The organism is Methylobacterium sp. NEAU K (assembly GCF_030700285.1).
Lineage (GTDB): Bacteria > Pseudomonadota > Alphaproteobacteria > Rhizobiales > Beijerinckiaceae > Methylobacterium.
Map to the genome: position 1 here is coordinate 1 of NZ_JAUYZJ010000036.1, position 25806 is coordinate 25806.

A 25806-nucleotide genomic window follows, 5' to 3' on the forward strand; every position below is an offset into this window, starting at 1 on the left:
TTCGTGCAGGCGCAGACCCACGACGGCCGAAGCTTGCGCATCCTGACGCTGATCGACGAGCACAGCCGGGCCTGCCTCGCCTTGAAGGTGGCGCGGCGCATCAACAGCCTCGGCGTGATCGAGGCGCTGGCTGAGGCGATGTGCCTGCACGGCATCCCGGAGCACATCCGCTGCGACAATGGCCCTGAACCGAAGGACCGCGCAGCGAGATGGTCTCGAAGGCACTGCGCAAATGGGTCGCCAGGACAGGTCCGCAGATCCAGTACATCGCTCCAGGATCACCCTGGGAGAACGGGTATTGCGAGAGCTTCAACGGCAAGCTGCGCGACGAGTGACTGCGCCAGGAGATCTTCTACTCGCTGAAGGAGGCGCAGATCGTGATCGGTCTATGGCAGAACACATACAACCGCGTCCGACCGCATTCGTCGCTGGGCTATCGGCCGCCCGCGCCTGTCAGCTACCCGGATCTGGCGTTCCGGCTACCCATGGGTGCTACCATGCAGTAGCCTCGCAACTGGCCCGGTCCAAAATACCGGTCAGGTCACCCCAATGAGCGTGGCGGTAACGACGACCTGAGGCGTGCAGGCTTCCAGAACCGACAACGTAGCCACGCTCACCGCGGACATCGAGTCCTGGCCCAAGCCGTCTGCCGCGCACGTGAAGCTCTTCGCAGCGGAACCATTAGTGTTCCCCTCGGCCGGTGTTAATTTTGGCATCAACCGGCAGTGCTGCTCCATCGGCCATCATGCTGGCGAGCGTCGCTCGGCCCTCATCTCCATCAATATCCAAAACAAAAAAACCCGATTTAATGCCTGTGGCGACACCTATGTTCGCCATCGGCCAACGTTTCCACCAATTCTCAATAATTTCCATTTTTGTTGTAGCATCATCCAGGCCATGCGATGTGCGTGGATGCTTACCAACGCGCGAACAGGATGCGTCTCCACAGGAGCACGCTTCAGCTGTAGGTTCATACAATGGCAAGACCGCATAGCCGGCCTTGGCAAACCAGCTCGCTTGAAGCAGCATCGGATTTACAAGCTTGATAGTCACCGCCGATCTCCGTCATACAACTAAAAGGGCGGGCAATCCCCGCCCAGTGTCATTGGCACAAATCAGGCACAAGGTTTTGATGTCGGAATTTTCGTCCATATCTTTCATAATTTGCTCGACGATGTGCCGTGCGCCCGTTTTGCCATTGTCCTCACCTACCATTTCTACGTCATATTCGAGGGCCATCTCCAAAATCTCATTATATGGCAGGCAAAATTCGTGGACGTCATCGTGAATTTCGATAAGCTTGTCGATGATGAATTTCTGCAGTTCGATTTTTAATTTGCCGTGGGCATCAATAGCTTCCTTCGCCGCACTGTGAAGCTTGGACATCTTGGCCTCCTGACGAGTTCAACATGAATTTACGACGCGATGGAACGGCATAGGCGCAATTCCCGGCGGAGAGCGAATACGGAAAAATAGACGCAGGAGAGGGTTACTTATATGGGCAAGGCGAAGTCTCTGAGCTGGTTCACAGCCCGCTTCAATGCATAGCCAGTGCTTCAGCTGATCAGAAAATTTAGCCTGGATCGATAGCCTCGCCCGGCCCGAGGGTGAGGCAACCGTTAGGCCGTTCCTCGTCCAGTTCGGGTCAGTAGAGCGAGGGCGGACACACCGCTGCGGCGACAACTTGCCGGTCGCGTCGTCATCGAACAGGGCTTGGAGACGGACGTTCGCTGGTGAAAAGCGGTGCCGGCTAAATGCGGATTTGATGTAGGTGGAGTTCGACATGGCGCCGATCCGGTTGGTCGCCGCGCCTCAGCCCTCCTGCCCGGTAAGCAACTTGGCCTCGAATTCCCGAATGTCTTCCACGCGAAAACGAACCGCGCGGGGACCGATTTTCACGCTCTTAGGAAAATATCCGTCAGTCTGCCATTGGTGGAGCGTCGAGTTACTAATTGCATAGCGGAGCTTCACCCAAGCGCGGGTCTTGAAGCCAGTGGGAGGCAGGTCGGGGTGGTAGTTCATCGGACCTCTCCGGTCGTTGCGGGAGGTCGCTATAATCAGAACCGATCAGCCGTCGCACGGAATGGGAAATCCTCGTCAGGGGCTCGGGCTATTTCCCCCCAAACAGCACGACGGCTAGCGCCTCCTCTACCTGCGATGCTTTTACCCACGAGGGACCACCCTCAAACGGGTTGCAGATCTCGAAAATTGCGCTGAATACAAATTCGGCCGCAGCGTTCTCAAAGCGACGTTTGACGCCTGCCCTGATATCAATATCAGTCGCTCGCGCCATCTTGATGTTGCGCGGGAGACGCCGACCGAAGATCTGCTCCCACACCGAGCACAGATCTCGCGCGGCATTCTGAAATCTTATAGCGCCCCCTTCTTTACGGTGATCGCGTTCTGCGAACGCACGGCAAGCATCGAGCAGCGTCTTGTTCGCGGCTAAAGCTACCTCAAATAAATCGCACTCTTCGAGGGCATTTTTAGGAGTAACAGATGGCGCCTTGGAGTTCAGGCCACGGCGCACAAATGGCGACTGATCTTCGAGCGATTTAATCGCAGCGGCTAGTGGATTGACGAGCTTCTTTGCTTCTGCCTTGATTTGCGCTGACCTCTTGCGGTCGTCGAAATCGAAATCGCGCCAATAATTTCTCGCCACCCGTTGCAGCGCCGGCCGAAGTGTAACCGCCGCAGTTCGCCAATCCGAATCTTAATCTTTAGAATGATGTCTGATGTCTCGCAGCAATCGACGATAAGCGCGAAAAGCGCCTTCGCGAGCATCGGAATCAAAGAGATGTCCTGGCCCAGCCCCAGCGTCAAAGTCGGACGTGATGTAGCGAGTATGGAGAAGGATCGTTTTCACTGCTCAGCTTGCTCCCCTGCAGAACGCCGCCCATTGCTCCATCAGATCGCGCCGTTTATCCAAGAGGTCACCACGGCGATATGCGGCCTCGACCCGATTCTCGATGGTGTGCGCCAGAGCCATTTCGGCCACCTCCCGCGGCAGGTTTGTCGCCTCGGCCGACCAATCACGGAACGACAAGCGGAAGCCGTGGGCGGTGATCGGCATCTCCATCCGCCGCAGCGCCATGAGGAAGACCATGTTCGAGAGCGGCTTGGTTCCTGATCGCCCGGGGAAGATGAGCGAACTGTCGCCAGCCAGCACCTTCGCGCGCGTCAGCACTTCGCATGCCTGCCCGCTGAGCGGCACCCGGTGCTCGCGGCCAGCCTTCATCCGCGATGCTGGCACCATCCAGAGCGCCTCGGAGTCGTCGATCTCGGACCACTGAGCCCCCAGCACCTCGCTGGTGCGCGCCGCCGTTAGGATCAGGAACTCAAAGGCAAGGCGGCCGATCTCCCCCTGGCCGGACATCGCCCGCAGGCGGGCGACGAACGCGGGGACCTCGGCGTAGGGCAGCGCGGCGTGGTGCTCCTCGCGCTCGCCCTGCTTCGGCAAGCCTCTCGTGACCCCTTCAACCGGATTATCGCCGCTGCGGTGGCCGGCGGCCTTCGCCCAGTCGAGCACTGTGCCAATCCGCTGCCGCACCCGGCTGGCGGTCTCGCACTTCGTGAGCCAAATCGGCGCGAGTGCCCGCAGCACATCGGGGGTTCCGATTTGATCGACGCGCTTCGAGCCGAAATGCGGGTTGGCGTAGGTGCGCAAGGTCGTGATCCACTGCGCTGCGTGCTTCGCGTTCTTCCACGTTGCCTTGTGCTCGGCATGCACCAGCTCAGCCGCCTCGGCGAAGGTCGGAATGGTTGCCAGCGCCTTGCGTCGTTCAGCCAGTGGATCGCCGCCGTCACGTGAGACCTTGCGATAGGCCAGCGCCTTTTCGCGCGCCTCAGCGAGGCTGACGAGGCCAACACCGCCCAGCCCGATATCACGCCGCCTTCCTTGCACGACGGTGCGCAGCAGCCAACGCTTCGCGCCTGAGCGATCGACGACGAGATAGAGGCCATTGCCATCGGCATGGCGCCCAGGGGTCTTGAGCGCCCGCACTTGCACGGTCGTCAGCGCCTTTTCGGGATGCCGCCCCTTGCCACCCATCGTAGGGTCCGCCAAATCCAGTTACCCCACATTCTGCCCCACAACGAATGTGGGCTGCGAGCGGATTGCAATAGACCGCGCCGGACGAAATTGTTTGCAATCGTCAAGGGCTATATCGCTGGCGCTTAAGTCATTTTTGACCGCTATCGGCTCTTGCTGTATCTCGCCGGACGATGGACTAGGGCGGTCTCCGTCTCCGCCACTTGGCCTCCAAGTGGCTGACTTCGAAAAACCTATTCGTCAGCAAAGATTTGCAGACCGTCGGGTGGTACACGATGGTCCTCGCGCCTTCCCGCTCCTGGCGGCATCCGAAGACGGGCGTCTATTGGTATCGTCGGCGCGTGCCGAGCGATCTCCGGCCACTCCTTCGAAGGAGCGAACTGAAGGAGTCCCTCGGCACCGAGGACCCGGCGTTGGCGCGGATCTCAATGGCGCCGACGAGGCGGTTGAGACCGCGGACCGCCCCAAGGACATGGATGGCATCGGTGCGCTGGCGGCCGCGCTTGGTCAGCAGGCCGCGCTCGCGACAGTGGTTCAGCTGGGTGTCGAACAGGAGGGCCTCGGCGCCGCCGAGCACGAGGCGGAACCGGAACTCGCTGAAGACTGAGGCATCGAATCCGGGGTCGGTTAGGTTGAGGCCGAGCAGGTACTTCCAGTCGATGCGGGCACGCACGGCCTCGGCGGCCCGGCGGTCGGACAGGTTCTCGGCGAACTGCAGCAGCGTGACGAGGGCCAGCCGCCGGGGATAAGCCGCTGGCTGACTATTGTGCGCAACCACGCCGGCAAACTGGCCATCGGCGTAGATCGGACCGAAGGCATCGCGCAGGCTGAGATAGGCGTGGCCGTGTGGGAACGCGGCGTGGGCGATGGCGGTGGTGACCGGCTTCTGGTGCACTACGCCCTCGTCGTCGACCACGTAGACGATCTGCTGGGCGAGCCGGGCCGAGAACGCGATGAGACACTCCCACCGCAGCTCGCGCCCCGCCATCGGATCCGGCGGCAGGTGGCGACAGGGCGAGAGGCCGGCCGATCAGGGCGGCGAGGCGGTCGTTCGTTTCTCCACGGTAGGCTTCGACGGCGGCGAGGGCATTTCGCGCATCGCCGCGGAAAGGCTCTGCATCCAGACCGCGTACCCAGGCGAGGTTGTCGAGGAAGTTCCCGAGCCACAGCGGGTGCCCTCTCACCTGACGGTGTAATGCGAGCATGTGCAGGCGACGGGACGCCTCGATGGCGATCGGGCCCGAACCGCGGTTCATCCGGTAGATAAGATCGCGGGGTGCCGGCAGCGGCTGCGGGCGCTCGGCGAGACCCAGCTCCGTGACGAGGCGCTCCAGAAGCGGCGCGTTCGAGCGCCGGTCGAGGATGGGCAGGACGAGGATCCGGCCGTCGGCCGCGCGGCGCCACCGATCGAGCAGGGCCGCATAATCGTAGCGGCCCGAGAACCCTCTTCCCCCCGCTTTCCAGCTCCAGTTGCGGAGCCGGCGTCAGGCCTCGTCAGCTCTGATGCCGAGCTCCTCGGGGATACTGCACAGCCCGCTGCGCACCATCAGCGCTCCGAGAGCGGGTGCGGCCGAGGCGAACGCGAGCGGGATGCAGAGCAGGTGGCCGGAGAGGAGCGGCAGGCTCCACAGGAAGGCCGTGGGGCTCAGCCAGGAGATCCAGAGGGCGAGCCCGAGCCCGAAGGCGGAGCAGGGCCACAGGCGGCGGGATGCCAGCGCGAAATCCACCCGCTGAATGTCCCGGTTCTGGCGCCCCCATTCGTGCCGCCAACTGACGAGGCGCTGCGCCATGAACAGCGTAAGCCAGAAGCAGATCACCGAAAACAGGTTCAGCGAGAACACAATCTCGACGAGGGCGCCCGAGGCGAACTTGACCCGCCCCCCGAACGAACCCGAAGCCCGCCGCGAGGCCAGGGTCTCGGCATAGCCGGCAAGCTTCGGGGCGATCGAGCCCACGAGCCACGCGAGATAGAGCGACGCCGCGAGCCAGGCCGGGAACGTGTCTTCGAGCTCGAGGAGCTTGAGCGGCAGCAGAAGGAGCGCGAGCGTCAGCGCCGGGGGCGTGAGAAACATCATCACCGCGGCGGCGAGCTGGAACCGGCTGGTGGCCGGCAGCCCCCGCAGCCCCATGAGGCGCACGTATTGCAGGTTGCCGAAGCACCAGCGCGCCTCGCGCTCTACATGGTCGAACAGCGTCGGCGGGTTCTCCTCGAAGCTCCCGCCCTCGACCGGCAGCACGCGGACCTCGTAGCCGGCCCGGCGCATCAGCACTGCTTCGATCTGGTCGTGCGAGAGGATCGGCCCGCCGAACATCCCGTCCGGCAGATCGGGGAGCCGGCAATGGGCGGCGAAGGGGGTTATCCGCACCAGGGCATTATGACCCCAGAAGGGACCACAATCGCCCATCCACCACGCCGCGCCCATCGTGTAGGGGCGCATGCCCTGGCGCATCCCGAACTGGAAGATGCGCGCGAACGGGCTCTGCGAGGCCATCCCTACGACGAGGCTCTGGAGGATGCCGATCCGCGGATGCGCCTGCATGATCCGCACGAGGCGCAGGATGCACGCCCCGTCCATGACGCTGTCCGCATCGAGCGGGAGCATCAACTCGTAGAGGTCGCCGAATTGCCGGCAGAAATCCTGGAGGTTGCCGGCCTTGAAGCCGCAGTTGTTCGGCCGCCGCCGGTAGAAGATGCGCTCTGCCGTCTCGGGGTACCGCTCGCGACACGCCGCCACGGCCAGCTCTTCGGCGACGGCGATGGCCGGGTCGTCGCTGTCGCTGAGGATGTGATAGGCGAAGGCGGCGCCCTCGCCGTTGGCGTCGAGGCTCGCCTTGATCCGCTCCAGCCGCGCCAGCGCCCGGCCCGGATCCTCGTTGCGCAGGGTCATCACCACGGCGGTGGCGACGCGGATCGGCTCCCGCTCCGGCACGTGGAAGGGCGCAACGGCGGCGAGGCCGGACGGCCCCATCGCGAGCAGCCGCAGCCCGATCGCCGCGTTCCAGAAGCCCATGACGGTCCAGGGCAGCGCGAGGCCGCAGCAGGCGAACAGCGCGAGATCGACCGCGCTCCAGCCCTCGGCTCCGAGCACGAGTCCCGTGAGTGCCAGCAGGGCGAGACATGTCGTCACGTTCACGGCCAGGACGCCCCTGCGACGCCACCGTAGAGTGCCGGCCGATTGTAGGCCGGCTGGCGTCGTGGAATGACCGGTGCCGCCTGTCTCCGAAACCCAGGTCCGCAGGGGGTCGACGTGCATCATCCTTGGCTATCCGACGCGACAAGGGAAGGTGAGAGGGAGACGAGGGCGCTTTGGTACACCGCCGCCGGGCAGGCCGAACTGCGGCGCGAGGTTCTCGGCCCGCCCGAGCTCGGCGCTCTCGCCGTGGAAACGGTGTGGACCGCCTTGAGCCGCGGGACAGAGCGCCTCGTCTTCGAGGGCCTCGTTCCCGAGACCCTGTATGAGCGGATGCGCGCGCCCTCCCAGGAGGGCAGCTTCCCCTTTCCCGTCAAGTACGGCTATTGCGCCGTCGGCCGGATCGAGGGCCCGGCGGATAAGGAACCAGCCTTCGTGTTCGCCCTGCAGCCGCATCAGGAGCACTTCGCCGCGCGGCCAGAGAGCCTCCATCGGCTGCCGCCTAGCGTTCCGCCGCGCCGCGCGATCCTCGCCGCGAACATGGAGACTGCGCTCAACGCCGTCTGGGATTCCGGCGCCGGGCCGGGCGACCGCATCGCCATCGTCGGCGCCGGTGTGGTCGGCCTGATCGTGGCCTATCTGTGCAGCGGTCTTATCGGCTGCGAGGTGACGGTGACCGACCTGCTGCCCGAGCGGGCCGCCATCGCCCGCTCCTTCGGCGCCGCCTTCGCGGAGGCCGATGCCACCGAGCCCGGCAAGGCCGACGTGGTGTTCCACGCGAGCGCCAACCCGGACGGTCTGGCCCTCGCCCTGACGCTGGGGGGCGACGAGGCGCGGGTGATGGAGTTGAGCTGGTACGGCACCCGCGCCGTGGCGGCGCCGCTCGGGCTCGATTTCCACGTCCGGCGCCTGAGCCTTGTGTCGAGCCAGGTCGGCCAGGTGGCCGCCTCGCGACGCCCGCGCTGGACCTATGCCCGCCGGATGCAGAAGGCCCTGAGCCTCCTCGCCGATCCGCGGCTCGATGCGCTGATCACGGACGAGGTCGCCTTCGCCGACCTGCCCGGCGCCCTGCCGCGGCTTCTGGCGCCAGGCGCGGGCGGCCTCTGCACGGCTGTGAGATACGCCGCCTGATCCCTCACCAGAGCCACCGGAGCAAAACCATGTACGCCATCGAGGTCCGCGAGCACGTCATGATCGCCCACAGCTTTCGCGGCGATCTGTTCGGGCCGGCCCAGGCCCTCCACGGCGCCACCTTCGTGGTGGACGTCGCCTTCTACCGGCCTTCCCTGACGGAGGACGGCGTGGTGGTCGATATCGGCCGGGCGGGTGACGCGCTGAAGCGCATCCTCGTGCCGATCAACTACCGCAACCTCGATGATCTGCCGCAGTTTTCGGGCATCAACACCACCACCGAATTCCTCTGCGGCCACATCCACCGAGAGATTTCCGCCGCAGCGCGCGCGGGCGACCTGGGCCCGGGCGGCGAGGGCATCGAGCGGATCCGCGTGATGCTGCACGAATCGCACATCGCGCGGGCGTGGTTCGAGGGCCCCGTCGCCCCGTGACCGCGACGACCTTCTGCATCCCGGGGGACTTGGCCACGCCGACGGGCGGCTACGCCTATGCCCGCCAGCTCCTCGCACACCTGCAGCGCGAGGGCGTGGCGGTGAGCCCGCTGTTCCTGCCGGCCTCGTTCCCGCACCCGGACGAGGCGGATCTCGAACTCACAGCCGCGCTGCTGGCCCGCGCGCCGCGCGAGGCGGTGCTGCTGATCGACGGCCTCGCCTATGGCTGCCTGCCACCCGCGATCATCGCCTCGGCGGCCCCCCGCCCGATCGTCGCCCTCGTCCACCATCCGCTCGGCCTGGAGGCCGGCCTCGCCGCCGACGAGGCGGCGCACCTCATCGCCGCCGAGCGCGCGGCCCTGGCGCTCGCCGCCCGCATCGTCGTGACCAGCCGCTTCACCCGCGACCTGCTGGTGGCGGATTTCGGCGTTCCCGACGACAAGATCACGGTGGCCGAGCCCGGCACCGGGACAGCGACCCGCGCAACGGGCGGGGGGCCGGGGCCGGTGCGGCTCCTCGCCGTGGGCGCGGTGACGCCGCGCAAGGGCTTCGCGCATCTCGTGGCCGCCCTCGCCAAGGTCGCGGATCTCGACTGGAGCCTTACCCTCGTCGGCGCCCTCGACAGGTCGCCCGCTCACGTTGCGGCTTTGCGCGAGGTCATCGCTGCCGAGGGCCTCGGCGAGCGGATCGCGCTGGCGGGCGCGGTGCCCTCCGAGCGCCTCGACGCGCTCTATGACCGCGCCGACCTCATGGTCTCACCCTCGCTGTTCGAGGGCTACGGCATGGCCCTCGCGGACGCCCTCGCCCGCGGCCTGCCGGTGGTCTCCACCACGGGCGGGGCAGCCGCCGACACCGTGCCGGACGCCGCCGGGGTGAAGGTGCCGCCGGGCGACGAGGCCGCCTTGGCCGATGCCCTGCGCGCCCTGATCGCCGACCCGGCCCGGCGCCGCGCGGCGGCGCGGGCCTCCCGGGAGGCCGGGGAGCGCCTGCCCCGCTGGCGCGACACCGTCCGGATCGTCGCCGACGTCTTGAGGAAGGCCGGATCATGAGCGGTTTCAGCAGCTACTGGCTCGGCCTGCGTGAGCCCGCCGACAACCTCGCCAGGGATGCCGGCCTGGTGGCCGCCCTCGCCGACGCCCTGCCCGACCGGCAGGCCGTCGCGGTGGTCGATCTCGGCTGCGGCACGGGCTCGAACCTGCGCGCCCTCGCCCCCCATCTCCCGCCACGGCAGGCCTGGACGCTGATCGACCACGATCCGGTCCTGCTCGCGGCGGCCCGCGAGACCCTCGCCGCGTGGGCCGACCAGGCGGAGGCGGAGGGCGAGGATCTGGTGCTTGACAAGGGGGGCAAGCGCCTGCGCGTGACCTTCGCCAGCCTCGATCTCGCGGCCGAGCCGGCCCGCGCCCTCGACTCCGCGCCGGATCTCATCACCGCTGCGGCTCTGTTCGACCTCGTCTCACGGGACTGGCTCGACCGTTTCGTCGCGGCGGTCGCGGCGGCGGCCGCCACCTTCTACACGGCCCTGAGCTACGACGGGACGGAGACGTGGCACCCGCCCCATCCCGCCGACGCAGCGATGCAGGCCGCGTTCCTCGGCCACCAGGGCGGCGACAAGGGCTTCGGCGCCGCGCTCGGGCCCGGCGCCACGGCGGCGCTGGCGGAGGCGTTCAGCCGGCACGGCTACGTGGTGCGGACGGCCGCAAGCCCCTGGCACCTCGGGCCGGACCAGGGCGACCTCATCGGCCTCTTGAAGGCTGGCAAGGCGCAGGCGGTGCGGGAGACGGGCCTCGTCCATTCAGACCACGTCGAGGAATGGGAGGCCGCCCGCGGCGCGCCGGGGACGACGGTCGTCATCGGCCACGCCGACCTGCTGGCACAGCTGGCCTCAGCGGGCCGCGAGCATCCGCCGTAGGGTGCCGTCCCGGCGGATGACGTGGTGGTGCAGGGCCGCCCCCGCATGAAGGCAGACGAGCGCCACGAGCGCGAAGGCGGCGACAGAGTGGACGTTCAGGATCGCCGAGCCCACCGGCATGCCCCCCGAGACCGGCAGGGTGAGGGGCAGCGCACCGAACAGGTTCACCGGCGCACAGCAGGCGGAAGTGCCGGCCCAGCCGAGAATCGGCACCAGCACGATCAGGCCGTACAGCGCGGCATGCGAGGCGTCAGCCGCTTTTCTCTGCCAGGCCAGGAGACCTGCCTCCCGCTTCGGCGCCCCGCGCGAGAGACGCACGAGGATGCGGGCGAGCACCAGGGCCAGGGCCATTAGGCCGAGGGACTTGTGCCACTCGTAGAGCTGGTCCTGAAGCGGGCCTTTGCCGACATTGGTCATCGCCAGCGCGACGATGACCTGCTCCGCGATGAGCAGGGCGATGACCCAGTGGAGCAGCTTCTGCGTGGTGGAATAAGTGGCCGGTGCCGTCATGACGCGGTTCCTCCCTCGAAGCGGCTCCGCAGATCGCAATCGAACAGCACCTCGCCCTCGCCGAGGTGGTAGCTCCGGGTCACGGGCCGCATCGCCTCACTGAGGGCGGAGATTGGCCGAAGGTCGAGGCCGCTTCGCCCCGATCCCATCAGCATCGGCGCGACCATCAGGTGCAGCCTGTCGATGGCCCCAGCATCGATGAAGGCCGAGACGGTGCGCGCGCCCCCTTCGACGAGGATGCGGCGGAAGCCGAGGGCGCCGAGCCGTGCGATGACCGCTCGCGGGCAGAACGACGTCTCGTCCTCCATCCGCACGGATTCGGCGGAGGGCGGGACGGTCGCGTCCGTCCGGCAAACGACCAGCCGGCGCACCCCATCCTCCGCGAGGAAGCGGGCGCTCGGCGGGATCCGGCCCGAGGGATCGAGGACGATCCGGGCGGGACTCGCCCCCTCGACGCGGCGGACGGTGAGGAGCGGATCGTCGGCGATGACGGTGCCGATGCCGACGACGACGGCATCCACCCGGGCGCGGATCCGGTGGAGATGGTCCAGCGCCGGGCAGAGGTTGATGTATTTCGAATCGCCGGAGGGGGTGGCGATCCGCCCGTCGAGCGACTGGCCGAGCTGCGCCACCACGAAGGGTCGTTGCGCGGTCCCGGTCTCGAACGCGGCGAAGACCGAGCACGTCGTCGCACCCATGTCATCGCTGCCCGGACGCAATACATCAAGCGTAGCCGGAAGCGGCGGGCAAGATGCGAAAGCTCCCTCTGGACCCGTCCCGATGGTCATTCGCTGAGCCCCACCGACCTTGCGTGAATCGGGCTTTGCCGTCTGAGGTGTTCGATGGCCACTCTTTGGAAGTATCTAGATCGCCGTGAAGACCGGGAACAGGTGACCATTTCGCGCGCGATCGCGGAAATGCGCGCCGGGCGCCCGGTCATCCTCGCCGGGGAGAGCCTCGCGCTGGTGGCCTGCGCGGAATCGGTCGATGCCGAATTGTCGGCCTTCCTCTCGGCCCGGTCGATGCCCGCTTATCTGGTGCTGCCGGCCCCGCGCCTGCGCCGCCTTGGGCTCGCGGAGCGGTCGGAGGCGGGGGCCGTGCCGCTCGCCGGCCTCGATCCACAGGCGATCGCGACCCTCGTCTTCGCCACCGAGGCCGACCTCGACAGGCCGGTCGCCCCGGCCACGTCCCTCGACGAGAGCGCCCTCGACCTCGCCCGCGTTGCCCTGATGCTGCCCGCCTGCCTCGTCGTGCCACTGGCCGACCCGGCCGATGCGCCCGCCGATCTGCTCACGGTGCAGGCTTCGTCGATCGCCGCCTATCGCGGTGCGGGCGTCCGGCAGGTGAGCCGCGCGCCGGTGCCCCTGGAAGGCGCACGCGACAGCGAGTTCGTGGTCTTCCGGGGCGGAGACGGCCTGCGGGAGCACGTGGCGATTCTCGTCGGCCGGCCCGATCCGGGCGCCCCGGTCGCGGTGAGGCTGCATTCGGCCTGCCTGACGGGAGACCTGTTCGGCTCGCTGAAATGCGATTGCGGCGACCAGCTGCGCGGCGCCGTCGGGGACCTCGCGCAGAGCGGCGGTGGCATCGTGCTCTATCTCGATCAGGAGGGGCGCGGGAATGGCCTCGCCAACAAGATCCGCGCCTACGATCTGCAGGCCTGCGGCTTCGACACGTTCGAGGCCGACGAGATCCTTGGCTACGGGCTTGACCAGCGCCGCTATGATTTCGCCGCCACCATGCTCCGCCACCTCGGCATCAGTCGCGTCCGGCTGTTGAGCAACAACCCCGCCAAGGTCGCGGCGCTGCGCGCGGAGGGGCTCGAGGTGGTCGGCTCGCAGCCGAGCCTCGGCCGCGTCACCGCCGAGAACCTGCGATACCTGACGATGAAGCGCGACCGGACCGGCCACGCCCTCGGTGGGGACATTGCCGCCCGCCTGGACGCGCAGGCTGTGGACCTCACGCAGAAAGCCGAGCAGGTCTGATACCCGCTTCTCGCCCACCCAGCTTTATTCAGCTGTCATGCCCGTGCTTGATGCAGCCGTGAGCGCGGGCCGTTTCAGCGCGTGCGTCACCACGGCATCGCGTCTCATGATCCTCCCCCGATTTCGCGGACAGGGGGAGTTTAGCTCGCGTCCCGTTCGGCCTGCTCGGGCGTGAGATAGCCGAGTGCCGAGTGGAGAGGCTGCCGATTGTAGTAGTCCTCGATGGAGGCGAACAGGTCGCGCCGCGCCTCATCCCGGGTCGCCCATCGTCGCTGAAGGACGAGCTCGACCTTGAGGGTTGGGCATCTCCGCGAAGATGCCGATGGCTTTTTTTAGCACGTCGCGCTCCATGCGCGTCCGGTCAAGCTCGCGCCTCAGCCGGACGATCTCGGCGACCTGATCGGACGGGGAGGCCACAGGACTTGGGGCCGAGATCGCCGTCGATCCTGCCGGACGTGGTCGGGGTGAGGCCCCGTTCAGCGCTGAACGCCACTGCCGCAATATCGAGGGCTGGATCCCGAGCTCGGCCGCGATCTGCATCTGCGGCCGGCCGCAGCTCTCCAGAAGGGCGACCGCTTCGCGTTTGAACTCGGGCGTGAACGCCCGTCTCGCCTTCGCCCTCCGACACCTTCCCCGCCCAGCCAGAGCGTATCAGAGGTGTCCGTGAAACCGAGGGAGGATCACGGCAGGTAGCCGAGCTCGTCGATGATCAGCAGCTTCGGCTTGGCGTAGTGCGTCAGCCGCTCCTCCAGCCGGCCCTGGGCATGCGCCTTGGCCAGCTGCGCCACGAGCGTCGTGGCGGGGGTGAACAGCACGCCGTAGCCGGCCGCGATCGCCTCGCACCCGATCACCGCCGCCAAGTGCGTCTTGCCAACGCCCGGCGGACCGAGGAGCAAAACCGCTTCGCCGTTGGCGATGAAGCGGCCGGTGGCGATCTCGCGGATCTGCGCCTTGTCCAACGAGGGCTGCGCGCCGAAGTCGAAGCCGATCAGGTCGCGCACGAACGGGAAGCGGGCCAGCCCGAACGCGATGTCGATGCGTCGCTGGCCGCGCCGGGCGATCTCCCGCTCGCAGAACAGGGGCAGCGCTTCGTGGATCGCGCGCTGCCCTGGCTTGCCTCGGCGCGCTCGCAAGGACGGTGAGGGCCGCGGGTCTTCGATCAGAAAGCCGGCTCAAGACCGCTGGCGCGGTAGGCTGACGCCGCTTCCGGCGTGCTCAGCTCGGCGAGGAAGCGCAGGGCGCCGTCCCGGTCGGCGGCGCCGCGCAGAATCGCGGCCGCGAAGGTGGTGACCTCCTGCACGGGCTCCGGGAACGGCCCGACCACCTCGATGCCCGGCACCACCATCAGTTCGCTGATCTGCTGGACGGCGATGTCGGCCTCGCCCGAGACCAGCTTCTCGGCGGTGAAGCCCTGCGGGATGATCGTCGCCCGGGCGTTGACCGCATCGGCGAGCCCGAGCCGCGGCAGCAGGCCGGCGAAGTAGATCCCGCTGGCGCCGGTGCGGGAATAGGCGACGGAGCGCGCCTCGATGAGTGTGCGCTTGAGCGCCTCCACGCTCCCGATTTCCGGATGCGCCGCCCCGGCCTTCACGGCGATGCCATAGCGAGAGCGTACCGCGTCGACCCGGCTCTCCGGTTCGACCCTTCCCTCGGCGATCAGCCGGTCCATGGCGTCGGAGAGCACGAACACCGCGTCGGCGGTCTCGCCCGCGTCGAGCGCCTTCATGATCACCGCGGTGGGCGCCCAGTCGATCGCCGCCCGGGCGCCCGCCGCTTCGAAGGCGGGGACCACATGCGCGTCGAAGGCGCCCCGCACCACCAGGGCGCATTTCAGCCGCGTCGCTCGCTGGTCGTCCACCATGCTGGCTCCCATCGTCTCGGGTTCTGTGATCACCGGCCTGGAGGCTCGGCGCGGGAATAGTCGAGGGCGGTGAATCCGCCGCCCTGGTAGCGCTCCACCACCGGGTTGCCGCTGGTCTTGGCTTCCAGCGCCGGGGCGTAGGAATCGGCGCTGTCCTGCGGTGCCCAGCCGATCACGTCGCGGCCATCCCGGCGCCACCAGGTCATGCGGCTGTTGTTCGAGGCGCCCCAGATCACCACCGTACCGGCCGGCCCGAGGGTCGGGGCCAGGGTGGCGCGGCTGACCAGTCGGGTCATGTCGGCGTAGGATAGCCAGGTCGCCAGCATCCGGGCGTCGGTCGGTTCCGGGAAGCAGGAGCCGATGCGCAGGAAGACGCTCTCGACCCCGTGCTTGTCCCGGTACAGGCCGCCCATCAGCTCGCCATAGGCCTTGGACAGGCCGTAATAGCCGTCCGGGGCGAGCGCGCAGTCGCCGTCCAGAATCTCGGTGCGCTCGTGGAACCCGATCGCGTGGTTCGAGGAGGCGAAAACCATCCGGGCGCGCTCCCGCCGGGCCGCTTCGTAGACGTGGTAGAGGCCTCGGATGTTCGGGCCGATCACGGTCTCGAACGGGTGCTCCACCGAGATCCCGCCGAAATGCAGGATCGTGCCGCACCCCTCCGCCAGCCGCAGGATCGCCGGGCCGTCCTCCAGATCGGCGATCTGGAAACGCACGCCCTCGGGCAGCGGATCCGGGAACGGCACCCGGTCGGTCAGGCGCAGCGCCCAGCCCTGCGCGCCGAGCGCCTTCGTGAGCACGCGCCCAAGGGTGCCGGAGGCTCCGGTGAGCAGGACGGGTTTTTGCGGGATCGTGTCGGTGGGGGCGCTCATCGGGTTGGCTCCGGGATCAGGCGATTTTCACCGCATTGAGGTAACCCACGAGGCGCGCCGCCACGTGGCGTCCTGGGGCGCCGAGCAGAGCATCGGCCTCCTCCGGAGCGAGACGCCGCCGTGCCTGGTGAACCCGGAGGTCTGGCCCGCAGTGCTGGAGCGCCATGCACGGTCGCTAGGCTAAAGCATAATCGCGAAAGGTGCCCGCTGTATTTCTATATAATACCACTTTAGAATTTAAAGACTGCCCGATTACACCAATCCATCCGAAACATCATCCTGAGCAGCTTGCGCAAACTGCTCAGGATGATGGGTGGGATTGGATATGCGAAACGCTCACCACGCCCGCGCCGTCATCGCGAGCGCACCTGGCCGAACAGGCCCTACGCCGAGGCCGCCCGCATCCAGCCGAGGCCGGCCTCGGTGCCGGCGGTGGGGTGGTATTCGCAGCCGATGAAACCGGCATAGCCCACCGCCTCCAGGGCCTCGAAGATCGGGTCGAACGCGATGGTGCCGGTGCCGGGCTCGTGGCGGCCCGGATTATCGGCGATCTGGACATGGGCGATCAGGGGCGCGTACGCGCGGATCAGCGCCGCCGGGTCGTGGCCGAGGCAGACGCAGTGATAGGCGTCGAACAGCAGCTTGACGTTGTCCCGGCCGATCGCCTGGATCGCCTCGACGGCCACGAGCGGATCGTCGATCACGTAATCGGCGATCGAGCCCGGGCCGATCGGCTCGACGATCACCGTCATGCCGCGGGCCTTGGCGGCGTCGGCCGCGAAGGCGAGGTTGTCGAGATAGGTCTCCCAGAGCCGCTCGCGCGCCACCCCCGCCGGCCGCACGCCCGCCATCGGGTGGACCATCCGGCAGCCGAGTTGCTCCACATAGTCGAGGGTCGGCTCGACGGTGGAGCGGTAATAGGCGATCTTGTCCGGCAGGGCGGCAAAACCCTTCTCGCCCTTGGAGGCGTCGCCCGCCGGAAATCCGGTCTGCACCAGGGGCACGCCGGCTCGTTCGAGCCAACCCGCGACGTCCCGGGCCGGTGTCGCGAACAGGTTCGGGTGCTCCACCGCCCGGAACCCGGCCTTCGCGGCAGCCGCGAACCGCTCCGGCAGGGGCAACTCCGTAAACAGGAAGCCGCAATGGCCGCTCAGGCGGTCGGGGAAGGCACCAAGCTTCATGGATCAGGCCCTCCCGCCGGTCTCGACCATCGCGCGCATCCGGTCCACCGCCGCATGGGGCGCGGTCAGGACCGGGACATCGACGGCAGCGCGCACCGCCTCGGCCGCCCGGGAGGTCGAGAAATGCGCCAACATGATCGCGTCGCAATCTGCCAATTCCGGCGCCCGGCCTGCGACGCGGCGGTTGTGGGTCTCGGCATCGCCGGCGCGCAGGCGCGCCATGGCATCGTCCACTAGGATCGTGCGCAGGGTAGCGGGTCGCCCGGTCTGGCCGACGAATTCCTCGAACTCGTCAGTCATGGTGCCGATTGAGGGGCCGAAGGTCGCCAGCATGCCGATGCGCTGCCCTTGCGCGATGGCGGCGCGGAACATCGCCTCATTCGGCTTGAGCACCGGCACCGGCACGGATTCGATCAGCCGGTCGATCGCCGGCCCGAAGGCCGAGCAGGTGATCAGAATGCCGTCGGCGCCCATGTCGTGGCCGTAGCGCCCGAACCGGACGAACCGGTCGATCATGCCCTCGGACATCTCGCCGGGCTCCTTGGCCCGGTCGAGGGACAGGCCGTCGTCGAGGAGGTTGACCGTCTCCGCTTCGGGCCAGCGCTCGGCGAAGGCCGCCTGGATCGGAGCCATCGCGACCGGGGTCGCGTGCAGGAGGACGATGCGGGGGGCCATGCTGTCTCCCGGGTGGGGCGCGATCCGGCGTCCGGTCGCCGTTCGAGATCTTGTAAGCGTTTTCAAAGCGGTGGCAAGATATCGCCGATCCGCCTCAATCGAGGGCTTGTTTGCGCGGCGGCGCCGTACTGGCCCGCAGGATCAGCTCGGCGTCGATCTGGGTGAGGCGCACCACCGGGCGGCCCTGCATCCGGGCGATCAAATGGTCGCCGGCGGCGTGCCCGATCTCGGCGGAATGGATCCGGATGGTGGTCAGCGCCGGATCGAGGAAGGGCGCGAAGTCGGAATCGTTGTGGCCGATCACCGACAGGTCGCCGGGCACGTCGAGCCCCCGGGCGCGGGCCTCGATCATGGCCCCGAAGGCGATCTGGTCGGTACCGCAGATGATCGCGGTGGGCGGCGGCCCACCCGCCAGCATCTGGCGGAAGCCGTCGCGGCCGCCGCCGATGCCGTAGGAGATCTCGATATCGTGCTCGGGGGCGAGGCGCAGGCCGCGGGCCGCCAGCGCCTGGGCGATGCCGGTGACGCGGGCGCCGCCGCGGTCGTTGTCCTTGCGCAGGCCGGAGATCACCCCGATCCGCCGATGGCCGAGATCGACGAGGTAGTTCGCAGCCCGGGCCGCGGAGGCGGCGTTGTCGAAGCCGACGCAGGGACGCTCCCGCGACAGGCTGAAGGTCTGCACCATCGGGATGCCGTGCCGGGCGATGCGGGTGTGCAGGTCAGGGTGGTGGATGTCGCCGACCAGCATCAGCCCGTCGACGCCGCGCTCGAGCAAAAAGGTCGCCTCGCGCAGTTCGTCCTCCAGGTCATAGCCCGCATTGGCCGCGACCAGGGTGTAGCCAGCCTGACGTAGCCGCTCCTGGAAGCTCGACAAGACGCGCACGAACGCCTCGTTCTCGATATTGGGCACCACGGCGCCGACCGCCATGAACCGGCGGGTCGAGAGCGCCCGGGCGGCGCCGTTGGCGACGAAGCCGAGATCCTGCGCGGCCCGCATCACGGCCTCGCGCTTGTCGGCCCGGACCCCGGCCGAGCCGTTCAGCACCCGGGACACCGTCGCGGTGGAGACCCCGGCGCGATGGGCAACGTCCCGCGCCACCGGGCTGCGTGCGAGCGGTTCCAAAATCTCTCCCGGCACGTCCAGCACTGAAATCCGATTCTCCTCGGCGAATCCCGCCCACAAGTCAAAACGAAGCGAACCTGCAGTATATTGACACCCCCAAGCGATGCTGGCTATCTGAAAGCGCTTTCAAAATAGTCGGCTTGTCGGGAGGGATCCAGGCCAGATGGAATCCAGGGAAGAGCGGATGGCGACGTTCGGCCAGCCGGCTTCCGGCCTGGGAGCGCCGGAGCGCGAGGCCCCCAAGGTGGGGCAAGCCGATGTCGAAGCGCCGGGCGTCGCCGGCCCGCAGGCCATCGTCACCAGCCTCAAGCGCAGCGACGCGGTCACGCCCTACCGGTGCCGCGACCTGCTGGCTCTGGACGATTTTGAGCGCCACGCCCGCCGGCTGCTGCCGCCGATGATCTTCCAATACGTAGCCGGCGGCGCCGAGACGGGAGCCGCCCTGGCCCATAGCCGCGGGGCTTACGCCGATTACGCCTTCCTGCCGCGGCTGATGCGCGACACCTCGGGGCGCGACACCGCCACCGAGCTGTTCGGCCACACCTACGCGGCACCCTTCGGCGTCGGGCCGCTCGGCGGGGCCGCGTTCATCGCCTATCGGGGCGACATCGTGCTGGCCGAGGCGGCGCGGCGGATGAACCTGCCGATGATCCTCAGCGCCTCCTCGCTGATCAAGCTGGAGGATGTCTACGCCCAGAATCCGCAGGCTTGGTTCCAGGGCTACCTGCCGGGCGACCAGACCCGGATCGACCGCCTGCTCGACCGGGTCGAGGCTACCGGCTACCGCACCTTCGTGGTGACCGCCGACACCCCGACGCTGGGCAACCGCGAGCACAACACCCGCAGCGGCTTCTCGATGCCGATCAAGGTGACACCCAAAGTCGCCTGGCAGAGCGCGACCCACCCGCGCTGGCTGCTCGGCACCGTCGCCCGGACCTTCCTGAGGCACGGCGCCCCGCATTTCGAGAACACCGAGGCTACGCGCGGGCCGCCGATGATGTCGCAAGGCGCGGTGCGCAACACCATCGCGCGCGATCAGCTCTCCTGGAAGAACCTGGAGTCGATCCGCAAGCGCTGGTCCGGCAACCTAGTGGTGAAGGGGCTGCTCGCCCCGGGCGATGTCGAGATCGCCCGGGGCTGTGGCGCCGACGGCGTCATCCTGTCGACCCATGGCGGCCGCCAGCTCGACCACGCCATCGCGCCCCTCGACGTGCTGCCGGAGATCGCCGCCCGGAAGGGCAGCCTGAAGATCATCGTCGACAGCGGCATCCGGCGCGGCACCGACGTGATGAAGGCGCTGGCGCTGGGCGCCGACTTCGTCCTGCTCGGCCGGCCGTTCATGTTCGGCGCGGCGCTCGGCGGGGCGGCGGGCGTCGAGCACGCCATGCGGATCCTCAAGGAGGAGCTCAACCGCGACATGGCGCTGATCGGGGTGAACCGCCTGTCCGAGCTGAACCCGGACTTCCTACGCCGCGTCCCGCGGCGGACCTGACCCGGAGATCGGCATGGCCGACGACACGCCCCGCCCTCCCCTCGGCCTCGCCTTCGTCGGCTGCTTCACCACCGCGCGCCGCCGGGCGCGGGGCAAGGGCATCGACGTCTATGGGGTCGGCGCCGGGCTCGACGACTGGACCCATCTCGGCCGGGTCGAAGGCCTGGAGAATCCGTCCTTCATGGTCGCCGATCCCGGGCGTGCCGTGCTCTACACGGTCCAGGGCGACGGCGAGGCGGCGAGCGCCTTCGCGGTCGCGCCCGACGGCGGACTGCGGAGCCTCGGGAGCGCGGCCACCGGCGGCACCAACAGCGTCCACCAAGCGCTCGACCCGAGCGGGCGGTTCCTGATCGTCGCCAACTACGCCAGCGGCACGGTCGCGCTGATGCCCCTGCGCCCCGATGGCGGGCTGGAGCCGGCCGCGCAGATCCAGCCGCTCCCGGGCGGGCCCGGTCCGCATCGGACCGAGCAGGCCAGCGCCCATCCGCACCACGTGGTCCTGTCGCCGGACGGCCGCCACATGCTGGTGCCCGACAAGGGTCTCGACCGCGTCTTCGTCCTGCGGCTCGACGGCGACTGCCTGAATATCGTCTCCGAGGCGGTTCTGCGTCCGGGCGCCGGGCCGCGCCACATCGCGTTCCACCCCGGCGGGACCATCGCCTTCCTGGTCAACGAGCTGGATTCCACGGTCGCGACCTGCCGGTGGGATGCGGAAACCGCGACGCTCACGCCTCTGCACTGCGTCCCGACGCTGCCACCCGACTTCTTCGGCGCCAGCACGGCGGCGGCGATCGTGGTCACACCCTGCGGACGCTTCGTCTACGCCTCGAACCGTGGGCAGAACGGGATCGCGCGCTTCCGCGTGGACGGCGACCGCCTCGAACCGGCCGGCTGGACGCCATCCGGCGGCCGGGACCCGCGCTTCATGACGCTCGGGCCGGACGGTAGCCGCCTGCTGGTGGCCAACGAGCAGGGCGACAGCTTGGTCGAATTCGCCATCGACCCGGGCAGCGGGGATCTCACCCTGACGGGCTCACGCCAGAGCCCGAGCCCCTGCACGATCGCGTTCCTATAAAAATACATAACAAAAACATGACTATCCCGGAGGAAGCCCGATGTTTGCCAAACGATACAGGTTCCTGATTGCGGCTCTGCTCTTCATCGCCGGGATCATCAACTACATGGACCGCGCCGCGCTCGGCGTAGCCGCGCCCTTCGTCAAGCAGGACCTCAATCTGTCGCCCTCCGAGCTGGGGGTGATCTTCAGCACGTTCTTCTTCGGCTACGCCCTGTTCGCCTTCGTGGGCGGCCAGCTCGCCGACCGCTACGGCCCGCGCAGCGTCTACAGCTGGGCCGCCGCCGCCTGGTCGATCCTGTGCATGCTCACCGGCGCGGTGACCGGGTTCGCCCAGATGTTCTTGGTCCGCGCCCTGTTCGGCTTCGCCGAGGGGCCGATGAACTCGACCACGAACCGCACCATCACCACGTGGTTCCCCCGCGAGGAGACGGCGCGGACGATCGGCTTCACCTTCTCGGGCCAGACCGTCGGCAGCGCCATCGCGGCGCCGGTGGTCGGCCTGCTGGCGATCCAGTACGGCTGGCGCGTGGCCTTCGTCGCCATCGGCGCTGTCGGCCTGGTCTGGGTGGTGGCGTGGCGGATCCTCATGACCGACCGCCCCCGGGACAACCCCCGGGTCTCAGTGGAAGAAATCGCCCTGGTCGAGCGCAGCCGGGCCGTGTCGCACCTCGCCGCGTCCGACCACGAGCGGTCCCTGCGCGGCTACCTGCTGCTGCCGAGCACGCTCTCGCTGGGGCTGGGCATGTTCGCGGTGAACTACACCCTGTACATCTTCCTCTCGTGGCTCCCGAGCTACCTCACCGACGCTTTGCACATGCCGGTGCAGCAGATGGCGTTCGTGGCGGCGATCCCGTGGGCCTGCGGCTTCGTCGGCTATGTCGGCGGCGGCATCGTCGCCGACCTGTTGTACAAGCGCATGGACGACAAACTGGCGGCGCGGAAGATCACCACGATCGTGCCACTCGCCATCGCGGGCGTCGCGCTGATCACCGTCAACGCCGCGCCGAACGCCGCGGTGGCGGTCTCGCTGATCGCGGTCGCCGTGCTGACGCTGACGAGCTCGGTGCAATCCTGCTGGGCGACGATCCACGAATTGGTGCCGGAGGCGCGGGTCGGCGGGGTCAGCGGCTTCATCCACCTGCTGAGCAACATCTCGGGCATCATCGGGCCGACCGCCACGGGATTCGCCGTGCAGTATCTCGGCGGCTACGCCAGCGCCTTCGTCATCGCCGCCCTGATCGCCGCGGCCGGCGTCGTCGCGATGGCAATCTTCGTGAGGCGCCCGCGCAGCCCGCAGGCGGCCCGTGACACCGGCGGTGTGGTGGGTCGCCACCGCGGTGTCGAGCTTGAGCAGAGCTGAATCCAGAGGCGGCGGCTCCGGCGCCCAGACATCAAGGCCGGCCCCGGCGAGATGGCCGGAGGCCAGGGCTTCGGCCAGCGCCACCTCGTCGTGCACGCCGCCCCAGGCCGTGGTGATGAACAGCGCCCCGGGCTTCATCGCCGCGAAGGTGTCGGCATCGAAGCTGGCGCGGGTCGTGGCGTCGAGCGGGCAGTGCAAGGACACGATGTCGGATTCGGCCAGCAGTTGCGCCCGGTCCACCGGCTCGGCGCCGCGGGCCCGGATCTCCCCGGCCGAGAGCAGCGGGTCGTAGGCCAGGCTCCGCATGTCGAAGCCGCGGGCGAGCTTGGCGACCTCCCGGCCGGTATGGCCGATCCCGACGAGACCCAGCGTCGAGCCGCTGATCTCAGGGCCCATCAGTGATTCCCGCGAGAAGCCGCCCACCGTCCGCAACAGCCGGTCCGAGACGCAGATCTTGCGTGAGACGGCGAGCATCAGGCCGATGGCGAGTTCCGCCACCGAGCGGGCATTGCCGCCGACCCGGTTGACCACCGCGACGCCGGCCCGGGTGCAGGCGGCCGCGTCCACCGTGTCGAAGCCCGCCCCGCCCGAAGAGACCGCGAGCAGGTTCGGGCAGCCGGCGAGCAACACATCCGTCACGTGCCACCGGCGGGGCAGCTCATCCCGCGCCGGCGAGACGTGGAAGACATGCGCCTGCGCCAGCAGGGCCTCGAGCGTCTCCGCCCCTCCCTGCAGATCGCCGACCCGCAGGTCGATGTCGGGTTCGGCCCTCAACCGTGCGTCGAAGACCGGGTTGACCCAGAGATTGAACCGGCAGACGCGCTTGAGGGCCACCGGGTCAGCCCTTCACCACCGCCTCGATCGCATCAACCCCGTGGTCGATGTTGTGGGTATTGACTGCCGCCACGCAGATCCGGCCGGTCTTCATGGCGTAGACCTCGGGCTCCTCGCGCAGGCGCGTGGCCTCCTCGGGGGGCAGGCCCGTGTAGGAGAATATGAGGCAATGGTGGTCGAGCCGCGCCAGCAGCGGGCCGAAGATCTTCTCGATGTCGTAGAAGTCGATCAGCCAGCCGGTCCGGGGATCCGCGGGCCCGGCGACGGTCAGTTCGACCCGGCGGGAATGGCCGTGCATCCTGTTGCAGCGGCGGGTCTCGGGCACGTTCGGCAGCCGGTGGGGGCCGCGAAGGTGAAGGCTTGGGTGAGCGTCATCGGATATCTTTTTTGCTCAGTCTCGATAGCCGGCCTGCGACCAGTAAACCCCGTTCCTTCTGTGCGTCTCCCGCGAGAGCCGCCAAGGGATCTCGGTCCGACAATCCGTGAACGCGATCCGCATTGGTAGCCCAAGGATGAGTGCGGCCGGACGCGATTGTAGATGGTCTGCCAAAGACCGATCACGATCTGCGCCTCCTTCAGCGAGTAGAAGATCTCCTGTCTCAGCCATTCTTCGCGTCGCTCTGCTCGGAGACGTCCGCCCCCTTGCATGCGACGGTGATACGCTTGCCCTATGCCGTCTGCACCTCGATCTGGCACAGCGTCAGCACCACCTGCTCTGCGCTCGGTTTCTGTCCGCGCCTCATGCCCGACCCCTCCGGGCCCGGCTGATCCTCTCGATCAGCCGGGTCCTAAACCAGCCGGTTAGGCCAACGGCGGCGGGGCCGGGATCCGATTCCGGGAGCGGAAGGGATAAAACAGCGGGCCAGGCTCGTTAGCGCGTCGACGAACTCCTTCGGTCCGGTACCCATTATGCGCAGCCTCATCCTCGCCATCAGCTTCATCGCTACCGCCGCCCCCGCCTCGGCGCAGGCGCCTAAACGCGGCAACGAGGACCTGAAGACCTACTGTTCCGGAGATGCCGTCACCTTCTGCAGCGGCAAGGATCCGGACAGCCCGGAGATGGACGCCTGCTTCAAGGCGAACATGAGCAAAATCTCGGAGAACTGTCGGCGCGCGATCACGGCCTACAAGGGTGGAGGGGGCAAGTAACGTTCGCCCTGCGCTCCCGGAACGAGGATTGATGTTCCAGCCTCTCAGTCACTGGAGCCGGTGAGGGTCATCACAGGCCTGCAGCTTCGCGCAGCAGTGTCTCACTCGGGTGGAAGGCCACGTTCTTGCAACCAGGGCGAAGGTGCCTCTGAGCGTTGTGACGCGAACTGAGAGCAGCCCTGGTGAGCCGGCAATCACCATCGCGCAGCTCAACGCCCTGATGCAGATCCTGCGCGCTGCCGGCACCAGCTTTCCGCCTGCCGATCCTGATGCCGATGGCGACGGGACACAGTCCTGATCGTTTTTCGCGATGAGCGTACGAAGCTGACAGCGATAGGCGAGCCGGACGCGGCCCACGACTCGCTTCCGCAGTCGGCCCCCTCACACCGGACGATCGCGCCGAAGTGGATCGTGAGCCCTCCTGCGATCGTGGTGATACGGCCACCAGCGCCCTGATCGGGTAAGCGCCTCCTATTACCCTTCCCGCGTGCAGCCCTGATGTCGGAAGCCCGCGACACCTGCTGTCCTCCTTCTCGGGCCGCCCGTCTCTCGGCATGCCGCTCTTCCAGCAACGCCTTTAAGTCGATCACTTCCGGCTCGGGCGCCGTGGCGATGCGCCTACGGCTTCGAGAGGGCTCGGGCGGCCATCCCACCCGCCGTTGTCTCTCCCGGAACCAGGCGATGTCTTCGGGATCGAACCGCTTCCGGACCCGCTTCAATCCCAGCCCGACCGCGATGTAGGCGATGTCACCGCAGGCACGTGAGGGGCGAAGGTCCGACGGATGATCTGCAGCAGCTTGGCTGCGTGATCGCAGCTTCCTCGAACCGCGCTGGATCGCGATTACCGACGCAGCCCCCACTTCCGTCCCGCATTTCTCATCCGTGCACGCCGTCAAGGTCAAAGACAGGGGTAGATTGCCAAGTCCACAGCATATATAGAGATAAGAACGGACAGGAATAAATCTTAAGATTTTATCTATTAACCAAAACAAGGGTCAAGTCGTGATCGTCGCTGCTATCCTATTCACAGTTG

At 67.8% G+C, this 25806-nt stretch carries 21 protein-coding genes and 10 pseudogenes; 11 read left to right on the forward strand and 20 right to left on the reverse strand.

Translation table 11 applies throughout. The features are described 5' to 3' along the window. Positions 1–506, forward strand: a pseudogene (locus Q8W67_RS22255) (integrase core domain-containing protein); the annotation flags it as partial. On the opposite strand, the pseudogene Q8W67_RS22260 reads toward Q8W67_RS22255, so the two are convergent. The 5 genes and pseudogenes from Q8W67_RS22260 to Q8W67_RS22280 all read right to left on the reverse strand — a co-directional run bounded on the left by Q8W67_RS22260 (position 493) and on the right by Q8W67_RS22280 (position 4051). Beyond that, a pseudogene (locus tag Q8W67_RS22260) lies at positions 493–1029 on the reverse strand (bifunctional DNA primase/polymerase). The pseudogenes Q8W67_RS22255 and Q8W67_RS22260 sit on opposite strands and share 14 nt — an antisense overlap. 36 nt (positions 1030–1065) lie before the next feature. Then, positions 1066–1386 carry a hypothetical protein gene (locus tag Q8W67_RS22265; RefSeq protein ID WP_305549963.1) on the reverse strand — a complete coding sequence of 107 codons (321 nt, stop codon included), beginning with the start codon at positions 1384–1386 and terminating at the stop codon, positions 1066–1068. A 426-nt stretch (positions 1387–1812) separates the two neighbouring features. Beyond that, on the reverse strand, positions 1813–2022 hold the full coding sequence (locus tag Q8W67_RS22270; protein ID WP_305549964.1) for an AlpA family transcriptional regulator: 210 nt from the start codon (positions 2020–2022) through the stop codon (positions 1813–1815). A gap of 88 nt (positions 2023–2110) precedes the next feature. Continuing rightward, entirely contained in the window at positions 2111–2662 is a 552-nt protein-coding gene (locus Q8W67_RS22275) for a hypothetical protein (protein WP_305549965.1), read from the reverse strand. Between the two features lie 207 nt (positions 2663–2869). Next, the gene (locus Q8W67_RS22280) at positions 2870–4051 is read right to left on the reverse strand and encodes a site-specific integrase (RefSeq protein ID WP_305549966.1); all 1182 of its coding nucleotides are present in this window, start codon (positions 4049–4051) and stop codon (positions 2870–2872) included. 275 nt (positions 4052–4326) lie between these two features. Between Q8W67_RS22280 and Q8W67_RS26915 the strand changes: the two are divergent. Beyond that, positions 4327–4425: pseudogene (locus tag Q8W67_RS26915) on the forward strand (hypothetical protein); the annotation flags it as partial. A gap of 197 nt (positions 4426–4622) precedes the next feature. Here Q8W67_RS26915 and Q8W67_RS22285 read toward each other — a convergent pair. Further along, positions 4623–5039: pseudogene (locus Q8W67_RS22285) on the reverse strand (transposase); the annotation flags it as partial. 496 nt (positions 5040–5535) lie between these two features. Continuing rightward, a complete protein-coding gene (mdoH, locus tag Q8W67_RS22290; protein ID WP_305549967.1) occupies positions 5536–7308 on the reverse strand; it encodes a glucans biosynthesis glucosyltransferase MdoH in 1773 nt (590 codons plus the stop codon). Positions 7309–7386: 78 nt separating this feature from the next. Between mdoH and Q8W67_RS22295 the strand changes: the two genes are divergently transcribed. The 4 genes from Q8W67_RS22295 to Q8W67_RS22310 are packed head-to-tail and all read left to right on the forward strand — an operon-like array spanning position 7387 to position 10659. Next, positions 7387–8313: a zinc-binding alcohol dehydrogenase gene (locus Q8W67_RS22295; RefSeq protein ID WP_305550010.1), complete on the forward strand. Its 927-nt coding sequence runs from the start codon at positions 7387–7389 to the stop codon at positions 8311–8313. Between the two features lie 29 nt (positions 8314–8342). Next, positions 8343–8747, forward strand: coding sequence for a 6-carboxytetrahydropterin synthase (locus Q8W67_RS22300; RefSeq protein WP_305549968.1), 405 nt, complete (start codon positions 8343–8345; stop codon positions 8745–8747). After that, the gene (locus tag Q8W67_RS22305) at positions 8744–9796 is read left to right on the forward strand and encodes a glycosyltransferase family 4 protein (RefSeq protein WP_305549969.1); all 1053 of its coding nucleotides are present in this window, start codon (positions 8744–8746) and stop codon (positions 9794–9796) included. The genes Q8W67_RS22300 and Q8W67_RS22305 overlap by 4 nt, the downstream gene beginning before the upstream one ends. Further along, positions 9793–10659 carry a class I SAM-dependent methyltransferase gene (locus tag Q8W67_RS22310; RefSeq protein WP_305549970.1) on the forward strand — a complete coding sequence of 289 codons (867 nt, stop codon included), beginning with the start codon at positions 9793–9795 and terminating at the stop codon, positions 10657–10659. The genes Q8W67_RS22305 and Q8W67_RS22310 overlap by 4 nt, the downstream gene beginning before the upstream one ends. Here the strand turns inward: Q8W67_RS22310 and Q8W67_RS22315 are convergent. Beyond that, positions 10633–11169: a cytochrome b gene (locus Q8W67_RS22315; protein ID WP_305549971.1), complete on the reverse strand. Its 537-nt coding sequence runs from the start codon at positions 11167–11169 to the stop codon at positions 10633–10635. The two genes, Q8W67_RS22310 and Q8W67_RS22315, sit on opposite strands and share 27 nt — an antisense overlap. Further along, the gene (locus Q8W67_RS22320; protein ID WP_305549972.1) at positions 11166–11867 is read right to left on the reverse strand and encodes a RibD family protein; all 702 of its coding nucleotides are present in this window, start codon (positions 11865–11867) and stop codon (positions 11166–11168) included. Before Q8W67_RS22320 ends, Q8W67_RS22315 begins: the two co-directional genes overlap by 4 nt. Positions 11868–12059: 192 nt before the next feature. Between Q8W67_RS22320 and ribA the strand changes: the two genes are divergently transcribed. Then, positions 12060–13151 (forward strand): GTP cyclohydrolase II RibA, encoded by a 1092-nt coding sequence (gene ribA, locus Q8W67_RS22325; RefSeq protein ID WP_305549974.1) that lies wholly within the window; start codon positions 12060–12062, stop codon positions 13149–13151. 140 nt (positions 13152–13291) lie between these two features. On the opposite strand, the pseudogene Q8W67_RS26920 reads toward ribA, so the two are convergent. From Q8W67_RS26920 to Q8W67_RS22360, 8 genes and pseudogenes are all read right to left on the reverse strand, one after another. Continuing rightward, positions 13292–13390: pseudogene (locus Q8W67_RS26920) on the reverse strand (hypothetical protein); the annotation flags it as partial. 59 nt (positions 13391–13449) lie between these two features. Then, a pseudogene (locus Q8W67_RS22330) lies at positions 13450–13796 on the reverse strand (transposase); the annotation flags it as partial. A gap of 35 nt (positions 13797–13831) precedes the next feature. Beyond that, positions 13832–14284: an ATP-binding protein gene (locus Q8W67_RS22335; protein WP_370693933.1), complete on the reverse strand. Its 453-nt coding sequence runs from the start codon at positions 14282–14284 to the stop codon at positions 13832–13834. A 26-nt stretch (positions 14285–14310) separates the two neighbouring features. Then, a complete protein-coding gene (locus Q8W67_RS22340; RefSeq protein WP_305549975.1) occupies positions 14311–15012 on the reverse strand; it encodes a substrate-binding domain-containing protein in 702 nt (233 codons plus the stop codon). 29 nt (positions 15013–15041) lie between these two features. After that, positions 15042–15881 (reverse strand): NAD(P)-dependent oxidoreductase, encoded by an 840-nt coding sequence (locus Q8W67_RS22345; RefSeq protein ID WP_305549976.1) that lies wholly within the window; start codon positions 15879–15881, stop codon positions 15042–15044. Between the two features lie 383 nt (positions 15882–16264). Then, complete coding sequence (locus Q8W67_RS22350) at positions 16265–17062, reverse strand: hydroxypyruvate isomerase family protein (RefSeq protein WP_305549977.1); 798 nt, start codon at positions 17060–17062, stop codon at positions 16265–16267. Between the two features lie 3 nt (positions 17063–17065). Beyond that, on the reverse strand, positions 17066–17737 hold the full coding sequence (locus Q8W67_RS22355) for an aspartate/glutamate racemase family protein (RefSeq protein ID WP_305549978.1): 672 nt from the start codon (positions 17735–17737) through the stop codon (positions 17066–17068). Between the two features lie 94 nt (positions 17738–17831). Further along, entirely contained in the window at positions 17832–18860 is a 1029-nt protein-coding gene (locus Q8W67_RS22360) for a LacI family DNA-binding transcriptional regulator (protein ID WP_305549979.1), read from the reverse strand. A gap of 184 nt (positions 18861–19044) precedes the next feature. Between Q8W67_RS22360 and Q8W67_RS22365 the strand changes: the two genes are divergently transcribed. The 3 genes and pseudogenes from Q8W67_RS22365 to Q8W67_RS22375 form a co-directional block, all read left to right on the forward strand. After that, positions 19045–20352, forward strand: coding sequence for an alpha-hydroxy acid oxidase (locus tag Q8W67_RS22365; RefSeq protein ID WP_305550011.1), 1308 nt, complete (start codon positions 19045–19047; stop codon positions 20350–20352). Positions 20353–20365: 13 nt separating this feature from the next. Further along, positions 20366–21427 carry a lactonase family protein gene (locus tag Q8W67_RS22370; protein WP_305549980.1) on the forward strand — a complete coding sequence of 354 codons (1062 nt, stop codon included), beginning with the start codon at positions 20366–20368 and terminating at the stop codon, positions 21425–21427. A 40-nt stretch (positions 21428–21467) separates the two neighbouring features. Continuing rightward, a pseudogene (locus tag Q8W67_RS22375) lies at positions 21468–22670 on the forward strand (MFS transporter); the annotation flags it as partial. Here the strand turns inward: Q8W67_RS22375 and Q8W67_RS22380 are convergent. The 3 pseudogenes from Q8W67_RS22380 to Q8W67_RS22390 form a co-directional block, all read right to left on the reverse strand. Next, positions 22620–23624: pseudogene (locus Q8W67_RS22380) on the reverse strand (NAD(P)-dependent oxidoreductase); the annotation flags it as partial. The pseudogenes Q8W67_RS22375 and Q8W67_RS22380 overlap by 51 nt on opposite strands. A 4-nt stretch (positions 23625–23628) precedes the next feature. Beyond that, positions 23629–23999 (reverse strand): annotated as a pseudogene (locus Q8W67_RS22385) (6-carboxytetrahydropterin synthase). A 123-nt stretch (positions 24000–24122) separates the two neighbouring features. Next, a pseudogene (locus tag Q8W67_RS22390) lies at positions 24123–24248 on the reverse strand (integrase core domain-containing protein); the annotation flags it as partial. Positions 24249–24533: 285 nt separating this feature from the next. On the opposite strand from Q8W67_RS22390, the gene Q8W67_RS22395 reads away from it, so the two are divergent. Further along, positions 24534–24773: a 3',5'-cyclic-nucleotide phosphodiesterase gene (locus Q8W67_RS22395; protein WP_305549981.1), complete on the forward strand. Its 240-nt coding sequence runs from the start codon at positions 24534–24536 to the stop codon at positions 24771–24773. Positions 24774–25806 lie beyond the last annotated feature (1033 nt).